We start from the raw sequence: 15,330 nt of genomic DNA on the forward strand, positions 1-15,330 counted from the left end.
GAGACACTTCGATGTTGCAGGAGAGTCCGCCGCGAAGCGTCTCCGCGGGCGTGCCGGGCGAGCGCGAGTACGCGCAAGCCGCACGCCCGTTCCTGTTTCTCTCCGATCTGCATCTGAGCGAAGCGATTCCGAAGACGGTCGCCGCGTTCGAGCATTTCGTGAAATACACCGCCGACAGCGCCGACTCGGTGTTCATCCTCGGTGATCTTTTCGAATACTGGATCGGCGACGACATCCTCGACGACGATCCGTTCGCGGCCCGCATGGCCGCGCTGATGCACACGTTCTCCGAGCGCGGGATCGCGCTCTACGTGATGCACGGCAATCGCGATTTCCTGCTCGGCCGTCGCTTCATGAAGGCAGCCGGCGCAATGCTGCTGCCCGACCCGTCGCTGATCATGGCGTTCGGCCAGCGCATCGTGCTCGCGCACGGCGACGCGCAATGCACGGCCGACCGCGGCTACCAGGTGTTCCGCCGCTTCGCGCGCAACCGCGTCGCGCAATGGCTGTTTCTCGCGTGGCCGTTCCGTTGGCGCCGCGCGCTCGCGCAGCGCATACGCTCGAACAGCGAAGCGGGCCGGATGCGCCCTGCTTCGGCCATCTACGATGTCACGCGTGAAGGCGTGGCCGCCCTGTTCCGGAAGAGCCGCGCGAGCGTGATCATTCACGGCCACACGCATCGCCCCGCGCGCCACCTGGAACCGGGCGGCATCCGCTGGGTGCTGCCCGACTGGGATCTCGATCACGGCGCGCCGCGCGGCGGCTACCTGCGCGTCGACGCGGAAGGCATCCACGCGATGCCGCTCGACTGACGCCGCCGTCGCGCTGACCGGCCGCCGTCGGCACGCATCGCGTTCGTTACATCTGGCGTTCGACCGTCTTTCCTTCCAGAACCGCCGATAGCCTGCGCAGGTCGAGGCGCGCCGCATCGGCGCCCTGCAACGTTTCCAGATGCGTACCGAGCTGTTCGAGCGCCGCGACGATCTCGTCGACACGACGGCTTTCCTTCGCCGCGTGATCGATCAGGCCGTGGATCGCGAGCGACATCGGATCGTCGGCGTTCGGCGTGATCCCGTACGCGCAGAATGCCGCGCGCTCGGGCTGCGGCTTCGGCTGCGCGGGCATCACGATGCGTGCCGGATTGCCGACCGCCGTGCCGCCTGCCGGCACCGGCTTCACGACGACCGCGTTCGAGCCGATCTTCGCCCCCGCCCCGACCGTGAAACCACCGAGCACCTTCGCGCCCGCGCCGACGATCACGCCGGCTTCGAGCGTCGGGTGGCGCTTCGCGCCGCGCGTAAGCGACGTGCCGCCCAGCGTCACGCCCTGATAGATCGTGCAGTCGTCGCCGATGATCGCCGTCTCGCCGATCACGACACCCATGCCGTGGTCGATGAACACGCGCCGGCCGATCGTCGCGCCGGGGTGGATTTCGATGCCCGTCAGGAACCGGCCGGCCTGTGACGCGAAACGCGCGAGCCAGTAGCGCTTCACGCGCCAGCATGCGTGCGCGAAACGATGCAGCACGAGCGCATGCAGCCCCGGATAACAGGTCAGCACTTCCCACGCACTGCGAGCGGCGGGATCCCGCTCGCGAATCGTTGCGACGTCTTCGCGCAGTCTCGTGAACATGATGTGGTCTGGGAAAAGGCCGGCGCGCATCGCCGGCAATGCCCGGCCGTTATCGCGCCGGGTAATTTGCTTATGACGTCCGGCGATTGTAGGGCGAGTCGCGCACGGCCGCACAAGCCCGCGCGTTCACCCCGCAGCCGGCGCGGGTATTCGGGCGGAACGCTTGCTGGCGCCGGGTTTGCGGGATGGCCGACCAGGCCGGGCGATCTGGCCCGGTGCTTCCGACGGCCGACGTCGTACCTGCCCGGCAGGGAGATGGCCCCGCGCGCCGAGTCGTCCTGCCGCCCGTGCGTCGGCCGATTACGCGTCGTCGCCCGGCTTGCCCGATTTCAGCAGGATGTGCTTCGCGACGCCACGCAGGATGTTGACCTCCTCGCGCTCGAGGCCCGTGCGCGCGAACAGGCGCCGCAACCGCGGCATCAGCTTCTTCGGGTTGCGCGGATCGAGGAAATCGAGCGCGATCAGCGCGTTCTCGAGGTGCACGTACATCCGCTCGATTTCGTCGCTCTGCGCAAGCGTGCCGACTTCGGCCGACGGTTGCACCAACGGCTCGCTCGCCTGCTCGAGAAACGCGACGCGCAGCTCGTACGCGAGCACCTGCACGGCCTGCGCGAGATTCAGCGAACTGTAGGCCGGGTTCGCCGGGATGTGCGCCAGCGCGCTGCACTGCTCGACGTCCTCGTTCGCGAGGCCTGTACGCTCGTTGCCGAACACGAGCGCGATGTCGCCCGTGCCGACCTGTGCGCACGCCTGCGTGGCGGCCGCACGCGGTGCGAGACGCGGCGGCCCGTATTCGCGCGTGCGCGCGGTCAGCGCGATCGACCAGTGAACGCCGGACAACGCGTCGCCGAGCGTCGGCACGACATGCGCTGACGCGAGGACGTCGTCCGCGCCGCTGGCCATCGCGATCGCCTCGGGATCGCTCTGGACGTGCGGCACACGCGGCGCGACCAGCACGAGACGCGAGAAGCCCATCGTCTTCAGCGCGCGGGCGGCTGCCCCGACATTGCCGGGATGGCTCGGCTCGACGAGCACGAAACGGGTAGACGTGAAGCCGCCGGACGGCGGCCGGGACGAGGCCGCGCCCGGCTCGGACGGCGCGGCGGTGATCTGCGGGGTTTCCACTACGATACGACTCGGTTCATCAGAATGGCAGTATGGTATCGCCATCGCCGCAGCAAACCCACTCGTCCGGACGGATAGTGGGGGTTTCCCCGTACTCCGGTCGCCTGAAACCGCCAAAAATCGGGTAAAATCATGCCTTTACGCGTCGCACACCGTGCGGCGCGGGTCGTACCCCGTTCTTTGTCAATTCGCGTCTCACCTCGCCTGCCACGCTTGCGCCGTGCCGGGCGGTTGTTCCACTTCGTGGCGGCCCGTGCCGCCGGCTACAGGATCCAGGCTCATGCATCCCATGCTCAACATTGCTGTCAAGGCTGCGCGCCGCGCCGGACAGATCATCAATCGCGCGTCCCTCGATCTCGACCTGATCGAGATCCGCAAGAAGCAGCAGAACGACTTCGTCACCGAAGTGGACAAGGCCGCCGAAGACGCGATCATCGAGACGCTGAAGACCGCCTACCCCGACCACGCGATCCTCGCCGAAGAATCGGGCGAATCGGAGAACGAATCCGAATTCAAGTGGATCATCGATCCGCTCGACGGCACGACCAATTTCATCCACGGCTTCCCGTACTACTGCGTGTCGATTGCGCTCGAGCACAAGGGCGTCGTTACGCAGGCTGTCGTCTACGACCCGAACAAGAACGACCTGTTCACGGCCACCCGCGGCCGCGGTGCGTACCTGAACGACCGCCGCATCCGCGTCGGCCGCCGCGACCGCCTGTCGGACGCACTGGTCGGCACGGGCTTCCCGTTCCGCGAAAAGGACGGCCTCGATGCATACGCGCGCCTCTTCACCGAAATGACGCAGGCCTGCACGGGCCTGCGCCGTCCGGGCGCGGCCGCGCTCGATCTCGCGAACGTCGCGGCCGGCCGCCTCGACGCGTTCTTCGAGCAAGGCATCAACGTGTGGGACATGGCAGCGGGCAGCCTGCTGATCACCGAGGCCGGCGGCCTCGTCGGCAACTACACGGGCGACGCCGATTTCCTGCATCGCCATGAAATCGTCGCTGCGAACCCGAAGATCTACGCGCAGATGATCCCGATCCTGAATCGTTACAGCCGAGTCCACCCGGCAGCGGAGTAAAAGCCCGAGCCGCGCCCGCATGGCGCGGCTTTTGCGCAAACCGCTCGCGGGCATCGTCACGATCGCGCGCCGTTCGCCTCCCGATTACCCGGGAGGCGCGACAATCTTCCGTGCACAAGGGGCGCTTCGTGCGCCTATCCTGAAGTTGCCTGAGTTGTCCGGGCGGGTCGGCGTACTGCTGCTCGCCCTGCTTTTCCCGCAATGACAATGAATGGTTTGCGTCCGGCAGGCCCGCGCGACGAACAACGCCGCCGCCGACATACCGGCCCCACCTGTATCAACATCGCCACGACGCCGTGGCAATCGCATCCGAGTCCCCATGTTACGGCTAAGCGAAATTAAACTCCCCCTCGACCACCCCGAAAGCGCACTCGAGGCCGCCATTCGCGCGCGCCTCGCCGAGCTTGGCGTGGCGGCGGACGAGCTCCTCCGTTACACCGTGTTCCGCCGCGCGCACGATGCGCGCAAGCGTTCGGACATCAAGCTCACGTATATCGTCGATCTCGAGGTCAAGGACGAAGCGGCCGCGCTCGAGCGCATGGCCGGCAAACCGCATTGCGGCGTGACGCCCGACATGGCGTACCACTTCGTCACGAAGGCGCCCGAGCACACCGATTTCCTGCGCCCGGTCGTGATCGGCATGGGGCCGTGCGGCCTGTTCGCGGGGCTGATCCTCGCGCAAATGGGTTTTCGCCCCATCATCCTCGAACGCGGCAAGGCCGTGCGCGAGCGCACCAAGGACACCTTCGGCCTGTGGCGCAAGAGCGTGCTCAACCCCGAATCCAACGTGCAGTTCGGCGAAGGCGGGGCCGGGACGTTTTCCGACGGCAAGCTGTACAGCCAGATCAAGGATCCCAACCACTATGGCCGCAAGGTGCTGGACGAATTCGTCAAGGCCGGTGCACCGGAAGACATCCTGTATCTGAGCCGGCCGCACATCGGCACGTTCCGCCTCGTCAGCATGGTGGAAAAAATGCGTGCGTCCATCCACGAACTGGGTGGTGAAGTGCGTTTCGAAACGCGGGTCGACGACATCGAGATCGATCAGGGCAAGGTGCGCTCGCTGACGCTCTCGAACGGGGAGACGCTGCGGTGCGACCACGTGGTGCTGGCCGTGGGCCACAGCGCGCGCGACACCTTCCAGATGCTGCACGATCGCGGCGTCTATGTCGAAGCCAAGCCGTTCTCGCTGGGTTTTCGCATCGAACATCCGCAGGGGCTGATCGATCGCAGCCGCTTCGGCAAGTTCGCGGGCCACAAGCAGCTCGGTGCGGCCGACTACAAGGTGGTTCACCACGCCAATAACGGCCGGGCCGTCTACAGCTTCTGCATGTGCCCGGGCGGCACGGTGGTCGCAGCGACCTCCGAGCCGGGCCGCGTCGTCACCAACGGCATGAGCCAGTACTCGCGCGCCGAGCGCAACGCGAATGCGGGCATCGTCGTCGGCATCACGCCGGACGACTATCCCGGCGGCCCGCTGGCGGGCATCGCGTTCCAGCGCAAATGGGAAGAGCGCGCGTTCGAACTCGGCGGCGGCGATTACCGCGCGCCGGGCCAGCTGGTCGGCGATTTCATCGCAGGCCGGCCGTCGACGTCGCTGGGTTCCGTCGAGCCGTCGTACAAGCCTGGCGTGAATCCGACCGACCTCAGCACCGCGCTGCCGGATTACGTGATCGAAGCCATCCGCGAAGCCCTGCCCGAGATCGACAAGAAGATCGCCGGCTTCGCGATGCACGATGCGGTGCTGACCGGTGTCGAGACGCGCACTTCGTCACCGATCCGGATTCGACGCAAGGACGACTACCAGAGCATGAATGTGGATGGCCTGTATCCGGCCGGCGAAGGCGCCGGGTATGCGGGCGGCATCTATTCGGCGGCGATCGACGGTATCGAAGTCGCGCAAGCGGTCGCACTCAGCATGACGTCGGGACGCACGTCCTGACCAGCCGGACAAAGTCGGCGTGCGAAGGTCCGTGACCTGAGTACGCCGACCTTTGCATGTCCGCCGCCCAATGTGCTTCATCGACGCTCAGCCATGGCGCGCTTTCGGCATTCCCGTCAACACACGCCGGGAATTAGCCGGTACCGAACCTTCGCTTTGTACGCACGATAATCGGCGTCTTCCGACAGCACCCGCTCTTCCATGCTGATTCGCCCGATCTGCAACAGCATCCAGATACCGATCATGAGCAAGTTTCGCGTACTGAAGTTTGCAAGCAGGAAACCGATTTCGGACAACAGATAACCGGCATAGATCGGGTGACGCATGAACCGGTACGCACCGGTCGAGACGACCCCGCGATTGGCTGGCAGCAAACCGAACGAGCGCCCGAGCGACAGTTTCGCGAACAGTTGCCACGCAATCCCGCAAATTTGCCAGGCGCCCCCTGCCCACTCCGGAATCAGTTGTGTACTGGCGGTCAGCTGATAGGTCAGGCAGTAGAACGAACCGCCCAGAGAAAAGCACACCGCGACGGGATGCCAGTCACGCCGTTTCGGCAATTTCGCAAAAGCCGACATGCCGACGGTCAGTACCGCGGAAACCAGCAGCAGGATCAACGTGATCCGGCTCGGGTCCAATCGCCACGGCGTATAAATCAGACAAGCAAATACGCCCAACACGGTCACTGAAGACACGCGAGCGAAAAGCTCGATCAGGTTGATCCGCTCCGACTCATCCGCAACCGCTGTAACGTGCGGCACCAGGGTACTTTGCGCGCACGCGCCCCCCGCATCCTGTATGGCCTGCTTCATGTTTGTGCCCCGTAGCTTATTGCGTTTTTATTTATATTGCCGGTTCAGACTAGCACGCTCCCTCGATTGAAACTTGCCTAAGTTTCAGTTTTTCGAGGTTGATTGGTATAAGTCCCGAGAGCCTGGGTAAATATAAAGGCCGAGTAACTGGATTACGCGGCCTGCCAAACGTTTCACCGTTCGTGGCGCTGTCCAGGCGGACGAAATCGTCTGCGGTAGTGGGCGGCTTGTATCCCTGGCGAAAAAAGGGCCGAATGATAGCCGCGGACCTGGTGGCCATGATCGAAATCGCACGATGGCACTGCGCAGCGAAGTTCGAAGCCGCAGCGCTCCGTCCGAGATCCAAACACACGCTCTGACATGCGGGGCGTCGTCCGCACCTGGCCAAACGGCGAACTTCGCGCGTGCACATGGAAGCGACCGGCAAACTCGGGCAACCAAAGCAACAACTTCATGCGTGACCTATAGACCATGCTGTCGCCCAACGCCTTTGCCGGTCACACCCCGATGATGCAGCAGTACCTGCGCCGAGCCAGACAGGGCTTTACAGTAAAAACCATGCTGCAAGCTACGCGGTAGCCGGCAACCTCGCATTGCGACGCTGCAGCTAATCCTTCGGCGCGGACGGGAGGGGAATCCAGTGCGTGTACTCCGACTGAAGCAGCGCGACGTGATCGAATCGGACTGCCCTCGGAGCAACGCGAACGCAGCCTTCCATCCCGTCACGGCATGCTGCAACGACACTGTCCCGCACGGAACACGGTCGTCATGGATAGCTCCATGAGTCGAAGGCCACTTCCTCGCATACCATGCGCCAAACATTCGCTTCAATGTCGAAGCGTTCACAAGTTCTCGAAATGGCACAGGGCTCATCGAAATCGCGATCCGGTCAATTCAATGCTTCGGAGATGGCAGTCGCATAAGTCAAAGACACTCACGGAGTACGAATTGCCCATGAATCGCCTGAAAACGTGGTGGATATAGGCGAATTTGCCTGACTGTCGGCGAGCATACTTGAAACCCCAATGACTCTCCCGGACACCACGATGGCTTCCTCAAACATGCAAGCGATCGTGTGCGGCAAGACTGTCCACGTTGTCTTGATGGCTGATGCTGGAACGGCCAGTATTTTCGTCGTGGATAACGATGACGGTTCCCATCAGTCAAAAATCATGAACGTTCGCCAGTATTTTGATGCCGGCATGGCTGATGAGGGTGTTGCCCGTCACGTACTCAATGTTGTCGTGGCGGCGATTGAGCGGCGTGGTCAGCGCTGGGCGCACTGAACTTCAGCTTGCCCGTTCGTCAAACCGTACAAGACTCGCCCGCGCATTGACGTCAGAGGGTCGTCAACAATCGCAACTGGTGCTCGGTTTCAGTTCCCTTGACCAGCGCATAGCACCGTGTCTCCCGTCGCTCGATCACCGAAAGGCCTTCTGCATCGGAGAAGGTGTTCCATACGACGCCGTCAATACTTGCAAATTCGCCGTGAGTTCGCGCAAAGGCACGCAACAGCGGACTTGCTTCTCGACGAAGAACGACACGGTCCGCATTTAGTACATAAGTCGACCAGCCACCGCGAAGGATCAGGTAATAGGGTATCGAACGGTGGTCAATTTTCATGAGCAGAGCTGTTTCTTCCATTGTCATCGCTACGAGGTCCAACAGTTCGCCTTGCCGATGACGTTATTGACTCGAGTGGCGCGCGACCACGGCGGAATGGTGAAGCGGGTCGGAGCGTGGCACTTCTCGATGGCGGACGCTTCTGCTCGCGGGGCCTCCGCGGCAGCCCCGCTCGCGACAACCGAACAGGGAGGAGCAAGTGCTCTTCGATACGGCAGGATTCCGAATCGATCCGACACCCCGCAAAGCTGATGGAGAGTACATCGCACATGTGAGACTTACCACGACGCTGCTGGACGGACGCGACAGAGAGGTGCATTCCAGCGGCGATCTGGCTGGTTTCGATGCGCGCGATGATGCGATTGCGTACGCGACGCAATGGGCGCAGGGATGGCTGGCCGCTCAATCTGGCTGAAGGCAAAAGGGAGGTGGCGCAACTGTGGCTCGAGCTTCGGGCATCATGGATGCGTTACCGCGTGGGGTGCTTCATTTCCTCGGCCTCCATCGCGGCAGTCGTTCTTCACTTGCGGATACAGATTCCATGGCTTCGTCGATCGAAGCCAAAGCATGTTCGCAGGCCAGTTTCGCTTCTTCAACGGAAGCCTCTCGCTTTTCATCGTCGCTTGGCGGAGGGGAAAGCATGTCTCCGAGCATCATCGCCAACTCAGGGGTGTCCCTTTGTTCGCCCTTCTGCTCCCTCTTCTTTATATAGCGCCGGATTTCCGCGTCTTGCTCGGGCGAGAGTGGAAGGTGTCGAAACGTGTTGCTTGGGTTAGCGCCAATCACGATGTTGCTGCGAAGTTCGAATGCCCCCTTGGACTGTCCCTGCAATGCGCGTGCACCCTGAAAAAGACGCGGGTGAAGGAGCAGGTTCCTACTTTCGGCAGCGCGAATCCTGAATGCGTTCGAGGCGGGCCCAAAGCTCGTCCACCTGGAGCCCCAGGACCTTGTCTCGCCTGGATTGTGTGCGAAGCTTGTCGAGCTTGACTCTCCAATACGCGGGATCGTTCACAGTCGATCTGTTGATGAAGGCGTGTTGCGCTTGCTCAAGCAGCCCGATTGATCGTCTGATTTGGGCTAACTCGCGTTCCACATCGCAGTACCAGCTCATGCTTGTCGCCTTCTGATTATGATTTTCATCCTGACTTGCTGCACGGCGCGACGGGTGGACCAATCATCCTTCTTGCCGCTGCGAGGCGGCGGCCAGCATGCTGCCTGCGTCGTCCGGCCGCCCTACCTCGTGCCGGGGATCTAGATGGCGACGCCAGGGGGCCCCTCGGCCAGCACGTTGTGCGCGATGTTCATCTAGTACATTTTGCGGGGAGGCAACATGCGCTTCGCCCGTAAGCGCTGCCTTGCAACGGCACTGGCCTTTTTCCGCTTGCGCTCCGTCGTGGGCTTTTCGTAGCTGGTGCGACTGCGCAACTCCCGAATCAACCCGGTCTTCTCAATACTGCGCCGGAATCGCCGCAGCGCGACATCGATTGGTTCGTTGATCTTCAGTGTGACGGTTGTCATGTAACTCCTGTTTGAAAACGTTTGACGGGAAAACTAGCCGAGCCGTGTCATGACGGTGCTCGCTATCTCGTCGGATTCGAACTCCGAATACCCGGCTCCGATTGAAAGTGCTCTCACGGCTGCGAACATTTGCAGCTCTTGTTGATGGCATAGCGCAGAATCGGTCATTCCAGCGGGCAGGACAGCGTCGCTCCGAGTGATCCTGCACCGCCGGATCAGATCAAGAAGCTCGTCGACGATCATTTCGTCCTCCCAATTGCTGGTAAGTCACGTTGCCATCGCGAGTCGCGTTAGAGGACGTTTGAAAAGAAGCCCTGTTTTTCGCGATTATCGTCAATGACGCTCTCGGCATAGCGCAGTGACGCACGACGTGCGTCACCGGCGGAATCGAACGGGCTGTCGTCGAGAAGCCTGAAAGTCTGGCTCTGCGTCAGCGTGTCGGCGGTGCCGCGAAGACAAATCTTGACTGCTGCGTCGAAGCCGGCATCGTAGTTGTGCGGGCAGCCATCCAACGCGGGCACGTGCGGGTAAATCAGTGGATAGATCTCGAATCCACAGTAGATGTGCATGCTCATAATGAACTCCTGGCGTTCGAATGCGGCGACTCGCAGGACGAGCGTATACCGCCAGCATCACCTGATGCATGGCGCGACGGGCGGGGTGAAAGGGGCAAAAACGTTGCGAGCGAGGAAATGCGCGACGCAACACGGTGGCAGGTGGAGGGCGAGCGGTCAAACAGCAAACGGGTGCTCGAACGAAACCATCATACGCGCATCGTCGATCGGGCGCCCATCTTATTTCGACCGCGACGAGGCCGTTGACGAATTGTCTCGCAGCACCGTGCCTGCTGCACACCGTATGCCGTCGAGCCCTCGTTCACCGAGATGCTTACGACGCGACTTGTTGACCAGATGAAGGCCGCGCCGATTGCAGCCGACGCGCTGGACATGCCGATTGCTGTCGTCAATAAACGTCAAGCACGCGCTCGCCCTGCTTCGGGTTGCCGACAATCCAAGCAGCCAGGTCAAGTGTCGGATCGAGGCCACCAGCGGTCGGTCGCGATCTCCGACAACTGGCCGGATGGTGAACTTCGAGCAGTCCCGGTCGGGCCACTGGTAAACTCGTGCAACCCAAGCAACAACTTCATGCCTGACCTATGACCACGCTGTCGCCCGACGCCTTTGCCGGCCACACCCCGATGATGCAGCAGTACCTGCGCATCAAGGCCGACCATCCCGACACGCTTGTCTTCTACCGGATGGGCGACTTCTACGAGCTGTTCTTCGAAGACGCGGAAAAGGCCGCACGCCTGCTCGACCTGACCCTCACGCAACGCGGCGCATCGGCCGGTACGCCGATCAAGATGGCCGGCGTACCGCATCACGCGGTCGAGCAGTATCTGGCCAAGCTCGTGAAGATGGGCGAATCGGTCGCGATCTGCGAGCAGATCGGCGATCCGGCTACATCGAAGGGCCCCGTCGAGCGCAAGGTCGTGCGCGTCGTCACGCCCGGCACGCTGACCGATGCAGCGCTGCTGTCCGACAAGAACGACGTTTACCTGCTCGCCATGTGCACGGGCCACAACAAGCGTGGCGTCGCGGTCAATATCGGCCTCGCGTGGCTGAACCTCGCAAGCGGCGCGCTGCGGCTCGCCGAAATCGAACCCGAGCAGCTCGCTGCCGCGCTCGAGCGCATCCGGCCGGCAGAGATCCTGACGCCGGACGGCGCAACCGATGCCCTGCCGGCAGGCGCGGGCGCAAGCAAACGCGTGCCGGCATGGCACTTCGACATCGCGTCGGGCACGCAGCGCCTGTGCGACCAGCTCGATGTCGCGAGCCTCGACGGGTTCGGCGCGCATTCGCTGACGAGCGCGTGCGGCGCGGCCGGCGCGCTGCTGCTCTACGCAGCAGCCACGCAGGGCCAGCAGCTGCGGCACGTGCGCAGCCTGAAGGTCGAGAACGAAACCGAGTACATCGGCCTGGATCCGGCCACGCGCCGCAACCTCGAACTGACCGAGACGTTGCGCGGCACCGAGTCGCCGACGCTGTATTCGCTGCTCGACACCTGCTGCACGACGATGGGCAGCCGCCTGCTGCGCCACTGGCTGCATCACCCGCCGCGTGCGTCGGTCGCCGCACAGTCGCGCCAGCAGGCGATCGGCGCGCTGCTCGATGCGCCGGCAGACGCCAGCCTCGATGCGCTGCGCAGCGCGCTGCGCCAGATCGCCGACGTCGAACGGATCACCGGGCGCCTCGCACTGTTGTCCGCGCGCCCGCGCGACCTGTCGAGCCTGCGCGACACGTTCGCCGCCCTTCCGGCACTGCGTGATCGCATCAGCGCGATCGTCGCGAACGCGGACGCACTCACCCGCGTCGACTCAGCACTCGCGCCGCCCGCCGAATGCCTCGACCTGCTGACGAGTGCGATTGCACCCGAGCCGGCCGCGATGGTCCGCGACGGCGGCGTGATCGCGCGCGGCTACGACGCCGAGCTCGACGAGCTGCGCGACATCTCGGAGAACTGCGGGCAGTTCCTGATCGATCTCGAAGCGCGCGAGCGCGCGCGCACCGGCATCGCGAACCTGCGCGTCGAATACAACAAGGTGCACGGCTTCTACATCGAGGTCACGCGCGGCCAGACCGACAAGGTGCCCGACGACTACCGCCGGCGCCAGACGTTGAAGAACGCCGAGCGCTACATCACGCCCGAACTGAAGACTTTCGAGGACAAGGCGCTTTCCGCACAGGAACGCGCACTGGCGCGCGAACGCGCGCTGTACGACACGGTGCTGCAGGCACTGCTGCCGTTCATCCCCGAGTGCCAGCGTGTCGCATCGGCACTCGCCGAACTCGACCTGCTCGCCGCATTCGCCGAACGCGCCCGCGCGCTCGACTGGGTCGCGCCGGCCTTCACCGACGAAATCGGCATCGAAATCGAGCAGGGCCGCCACCCGGTCGTCGAAGCGCAGGTCGAACAGTTCATCGCGAACGACTGCCGCTTCGGCACCGAGCGCAAGCTGCTGCTGATCACCGGCCCGAACATGGGCGGTAAATCGACGTTCATGCGGCAGACTGCGTTGATCGCGCTGATGGCTTATGTCGGCAGCTACGTGCCGGCCAAGTCGGCCTGCTTCGGCCCGATCGACCGGATCTTCACGCGCATCGGCGCGGCGGACGATCTCGCGGGCGGCCGCTCGACCTTCATGGTCGAGATGACCGAAGCCGCGGCGATCCTCAACGACGCGACGCCGCAAAGCCTCGTGCTGATGGACGAGATCGGCCGCGGCACGTCGACGTTCGACGGCCTCGCGCTCGCGTGGGCCATCGCGCGCCACCTGCTGGCGCACAACGCGTGCTACACACTGTTCGCGACGCACTACTTCGAGCTGACGCAACTGCCGGCCGAATTTCCGCAGGCGGCCAACGTCCACCTGTCGGCCGTCGAGCACGGCCACGGCATCGTGTTCCTGCACGCGGTCAACGAAGGCCCGGCCAACCAGAGCTACGGCCTGCAGGTCGCACAACTCGCAGGTGTTCCCGCGCCCGTGATCCGCGCCGCGCGCAAGCACCTTGCTTATCTCGAACAGCAGTCGGCGTCGCAGCACACCCCGCAACTCGACCTGTTCAGCGCGCCGCCGGTGGCCGTCGACGATCTCGAATGCGCGGACGCGCCGGCGCTGCCCGACACGCCGCACCCAGCGCTCGAAAAACTGCGCGACATCGATCCCGACGATCTCAAGCCGCGTGAAGCGCTCGACCTGCTGTACGAACTGCGCACGCTGGTCCGGTCGCACGATGCCGACGGGCACGCGTAAGCGCATCCCGCGCGGCCTGCCGGCTCGCACCGCCGCCGCGCTCGTCGCGGCCGTGCTCGCGCTCGCACAGGCCGCCGCGCTGGCCGCACCGCCGAAGCGCAGCACCGCGCCCTACTCGTTCGCGGTCGTGTCGGGCGTGATCAACGCCCCCGCGGACGAGCCGGCCGCCCAGCGGCTGCTCGATGCGATCGCGCGCGAGCGCAATCTCGCGTTCGTCGTCTATGCGGGCGATCTCAAGGGTTCGAAGGAGGCGTGCCGCGATGCACTGTATTCGCAGCGCGGCGCGATCCTGGATGCGGCACGCGTGCCGCTCGTGTTCATTCCCGGTCACGACGACTGGGCAACCTGCAACACCGCGGCCGGCGGCGGCTACGATCCGGTCGAGCGGCTCGACTTCCTGCGGCAGACGCTGCTCGCCGATTCCGCACTGCCCGACCCCGGCGCGCTGCAAATCACGCGGGAAAGCGAAGTCGCACGGTTCCGGCCGTATCGGGAGAACGCACGCTGGATGCGCGACGACATCGTCTACGTCGCGCTCAACGCGCCGGCGCCGAACAACCACTACCTGACGGCCGGCGGCCGCAACGGCGAATTCGAGGATCGCATCATCGCGAACGGTTTCTGGATCGACCACGCGGCCGAATACGCTAAGCGGCGCGAGGCGCGCGCGATGGTGGTGATGTTCGAAGGCGATCCGCAGTTCGAACGCTATGAACGCGCGGAACGCTTCGCGTGGCTGCGTTTCAACCGGCCGCGCGTGCGCGACGGCTTCCGTGAGTTGAAACGAACGCTGGTGAAGGCAGCGGCGACGTTCCGCGGCCCGATACTCGTGATGCACGCGAGCGGCGAACCGCTTGCGAACGGCTTTCTGATCGACCGCCCGCTGCGTACAGACGACGGTGAACTGGTAGGTAACGTGACGCGCGTCGCGATCGGACCGCGCCATCCGGCGAATCAGTGGGTCAAGGTGAGCGTGTCGCCGTCACGGCAGACAATCTTCAACGTGAGCCTGCAGGAGGTGCCGAAGAACCTGCCCGTGCCGCCCGCGCTGCCGCTCGTGCCGCGTGACGACGTGCCGTTGCCGCAGATGCCGGAAATCCCTGCATTGCCGGCGCTGCCCGACTCGTCGTCGGTCGCACCGCCACTGCAGGGCGACGGCGCCGCACCGGGCGGCGCGTCGTGGCCGGCGCCGGCCCCTGCATCGGGGCCGGCGTCCGGCCTGCCTGCGAGCTCAGTGCAAGGTGCGCCCTGACGGCGCTTCGCCGTCTTCATCTTCGTCCTCGTCGACGATCTCGAGCCCTTCCGCGCCATGCGCATGCTCATGCTCGATTTCGTCTTCGGTTGCTTCGCGAACGTCCTTCACGGTGAGCGCGAAACGCAGCGCCATGCCTGCCAGCGGGTGGTTGCCGTCGAGCACGACCTTGTCTTCGGCAACGTCGGTGACCGTATAGATCAGCGAATCGACTTCCTCGTCACCGTCTTCCGGCGTGCCTTCGAACTGCATGCCCACTTCGAGCGGCTCGGGAAAGCGATCGCGCGGCTCGATCTTCACGAGTTCGGGATCGTAGTCGCCGAACGCGTCCTGCGGCTCGAGCTGAACCTGCGCCTGGTAGCCCGGCTCGTGGCCGTCGAGCTGTTCCTCGATCTTGGGGAACGTGCCATCATAGCCGCCGTGCAGATAGACCATCGGCTCGTCGCTTTCCTCGATCAGATTGCCCTGTGCATCCGACAGCTTGTAAGTGACCGACACGACGGTGTTTTTTGCGATTTTCATCCAATT

The 15,330-nt window shown here is 64.1% G+C and carries 16 protein-coding genes and 1 pseudogene; 8 read left to right on the forward strand and 9 right to left on the reverse strand.

Annotation, left to right across the window (positions count from 1 at the left end; translation table 11 throughout):
• Nucleotides 1–11 precede the first annotated feature (11 nt).
• A complete protein-coding gene (locus tag HAV18_RS22810) occupies nt 12–812 on the forward strand; it encodes a UDP-2,3-diacylglucosamine diphosphatase (protein ID WP_166960173.1) in 801 nt (266 codons plus the stop codon).
• A 46-nt stretch (nt 813–858) separates the two neighbouring features.
• Here HAV18_RS22810 and cysE read toward each other — a convergent pair whose 3' ends face one another.
• A complete protein-coding gene (cysE, locus tag HAV18_RS22815; protein ID WP_166960176.1) occupies nt 859–1,632 on the reverse strand; it encodes a serine O-acetyltransferase in 774 nt (257 codons plus the stop codon).
• A gap of 300 nt (nt 1,633–1,932) precedes the next feature.
• Entirely contained in the window at nt 1,933–2,757 is an 825-nt protein-coding gene (locus tag HAV18_RS22820; protein WP_166960180.1) for an RNA methyltransferase, read from the reverse strand.
• 280 nt (nt 2,758–3,037) lie between these two features.
• Here HAV18_RS22820 and HAV18_RS22825 point away from each other — a divergent pair, with 280 nt between their 5' ends.
• The 3 genes from HAV18_RS22825 (at nt 3,038) to HAV18_RS22835 (ending at nt 5,783) form a co-directional block, all read left to right on the forward strand.
• A complete protein-coding gene (locus HAV18_RS22825; protein WP_059608913.1) occupies nt 3,038–3,841 on the forward strand; it encodes an inositol monophosphatase family protein in 804 nt (267 codons plus the stop codon).
• Between the two features lie 19 nt (nt 3,842–3,860).
• Entirely contained in the window at nt 3,861–4,046 is a 186-nt protein-coding gene (locus HAV18_RS22830) for a hypothetical protein (RefSeq protein ID WP_166960183.1), read from the forward strand.
• A 114-nt stretch (nt 4,047–4,160) separates the two neighbouring features.
• Entirely contained in the window at nt 4,161–5,783 is a 1,623-nt protein-coding gene (locus tag HAV18_RS22835) for an NAD(P)/FAD-dependent oxidoreductase (RefSeq protein WP_166960186.1), read from the forward strand.
• Between the two features lie 116 nt (nt 5,784–5,899).
• Here HAV18_RS22835 and HAV18_RS22840 read toward each other — a convergent pair whose 3' ends face one another.
• Nucleotides 5,900–6,595: an isoprenylcysteine carboxylmethyltransferase family protein gene (locus tag HAV18_RS22840; protein ID WP_166960189.1), complete on the reverse strand. Its 696-nt coding sequence runs from the start codon at nt 6,593–6,595 to the stop codon at nt 5,900–5,902.
• 1,046 nt (nt 6,596–7,641) lie between these two features.
• Here HAV18_RS22840 and HAV18_RS22845 point away from each other — a divergent pair.
• A complete protein-coding gene (locus tag HAV18_RS22845) occupies nt 7,642–7,881 on the forward strand; it encodes a hypothetical protein (RefSeq protein WP_166960192.1) in 240 nt (79 codons plus the stop codon).
• A 52-nt stretch (nt 7,882–7,933) separates the two neighbouring features.
• Here HAV18_RS22845 and HAV18_RS22850 read toward each other — a convergent pair whose 3' ends face one another.
• The gene (locus HAV18_RS22850) at nt 7,934–8,218 is read right to left on the reverse strand and encodes a hypothetical protein (RefSeq protein WP_166960565.1); all 285 of its coding nucleotides are present in this window, start codon (nt 8,216–8,218) and stop codon (nt 7,934–7,936) included.
• A 199-nt stretch (nt 8,219–8,417) separates the two neighbouring features.
• Between HAV18_RS22850 and HAV18_RS22855 the strand changes: the two genes are divergently transcribed.
• Nucleotides 8,418–8,633, forward strand: coding sequence for a hypothetical protein (locus HAV18_RS22855; protein WP_166960195.1), 216 nt, complete (start codon nt 8,418–8,420; stop codon nt 8,631–8,633).
• Nucleotides 8,634–8,687: 54 nt separating this feature from the next.
• On the opposite strand, the pseudogene HAV18_RS40050 reads toward HAV18_RS22855, so the two are convergent.
• The 4 genes and pseudogenes from HAV18_RS40050 to HAV18_RS22870 all read right to left on the reverse strand — a co-directional run bounded on the left by HAV18_RS40050 (nt 8,688) and on the right by HAV18_RS22870 (nt 10,311).
• Nucleotides 8,688–9,004: pseudogene (locus HAV18_RS40050) on the reverse strand (hypothetical protein).
• A 519-nt stretch (nt 9,005–9,523) separates the two neighbouring features.
• Nucleotides 9,524–9,736, reverse strand: a complete 213-nt coding sequence (gene rpsU / locus HAV18_RS22860) for a 30S ribosomal protein S21 (protein WP_166960198.1) — start codon at nt 9,734–9,736, stop codon at nt 9,524–9,526.
• A 33-nt stretch (nt 9,737–9,769) separates the two neighbouring features.
• The gene (locus HAV18_RS40305; RefSeq protein WP_166960200.1) at nt 9,770–9,979 is read right to left on the reverse strand and encodes a hypothetical protein; all 210 of its coding nucleotides are present in this window, start codon (nt 9,977–9,979) and stop codon (nt 9,770–9,772) included.
• Nucleotides 9,980–10,026: 47 nt separating this feature from the next.
• On the reverse strand, nt 10,027–10,311 hold the full coding sequence (locus HAV18_RS22870) for a hypothetical protein (protein WP_166960203.1): 285 nt from the start codon (nt 10,309–10,311) through the stop codon (nt 10,027–10,029).
• A 581-nt stretch (nt 10,312–10,892) separates the two neighbouring features.
• Here HAV18_RS22870 and mutS point away from each other — a divergent pair.
• Nucleotides 10,893–13,550, forward strand: coding sequence for a DNA mismatch repair protein MutS (gene mutS, locus HAV18_RS22875; RefSeq protein ID WP_166960206.1), 2,658 nt, complete (start codon nt 10,893–10,895; stop codon nt 13,548–13,550).
• The gene (locus HAV18_RS22880; protein ID WP_208102095.1) at nt 13,531–14,802 is read left to right on the forward strand and encodes a hypothetical protein; all 1,272 of its coding nucleotides are present in this window, start codon (nt 13,531–13,533) and stop codon (nt 14,800–14,802) included. Before mutS ends, HAV18_RS22880 begins: the two co-directional genes overlap by 20 nt.
• Here the strand turns inward: HAV18_RS22880 and HAV18_RS22885 are convergent.
• Nucleotides 14,782–15,324, reverse strand: a complete 543-nt coding sequence (locus HAV18_RS22885) for a peptidylprolyl isomerase (RefSeq protein ID WP_166960209.1) — start codon at nt 15,322–15,324, stop codon at nt 14,782–14,784. The genes HAV18_RS22880 and HAV18_RS22885 overlap by 21 nt on opposite strands.
• Between the last annotated feature and the right edge of the window lie 6 nt (nt 15,325–15,330).

It is taken from the genome of Burkholderia sp. D-99 (assembly GCF_011605345.1).
In the GTDB taxonomy this organism is placed as follows: domain Bacteria; phylum Pseudomonadota; class Gammaproteobacteria; order Burkholderiales; family Burkholderiaceae; genus Burkholderia.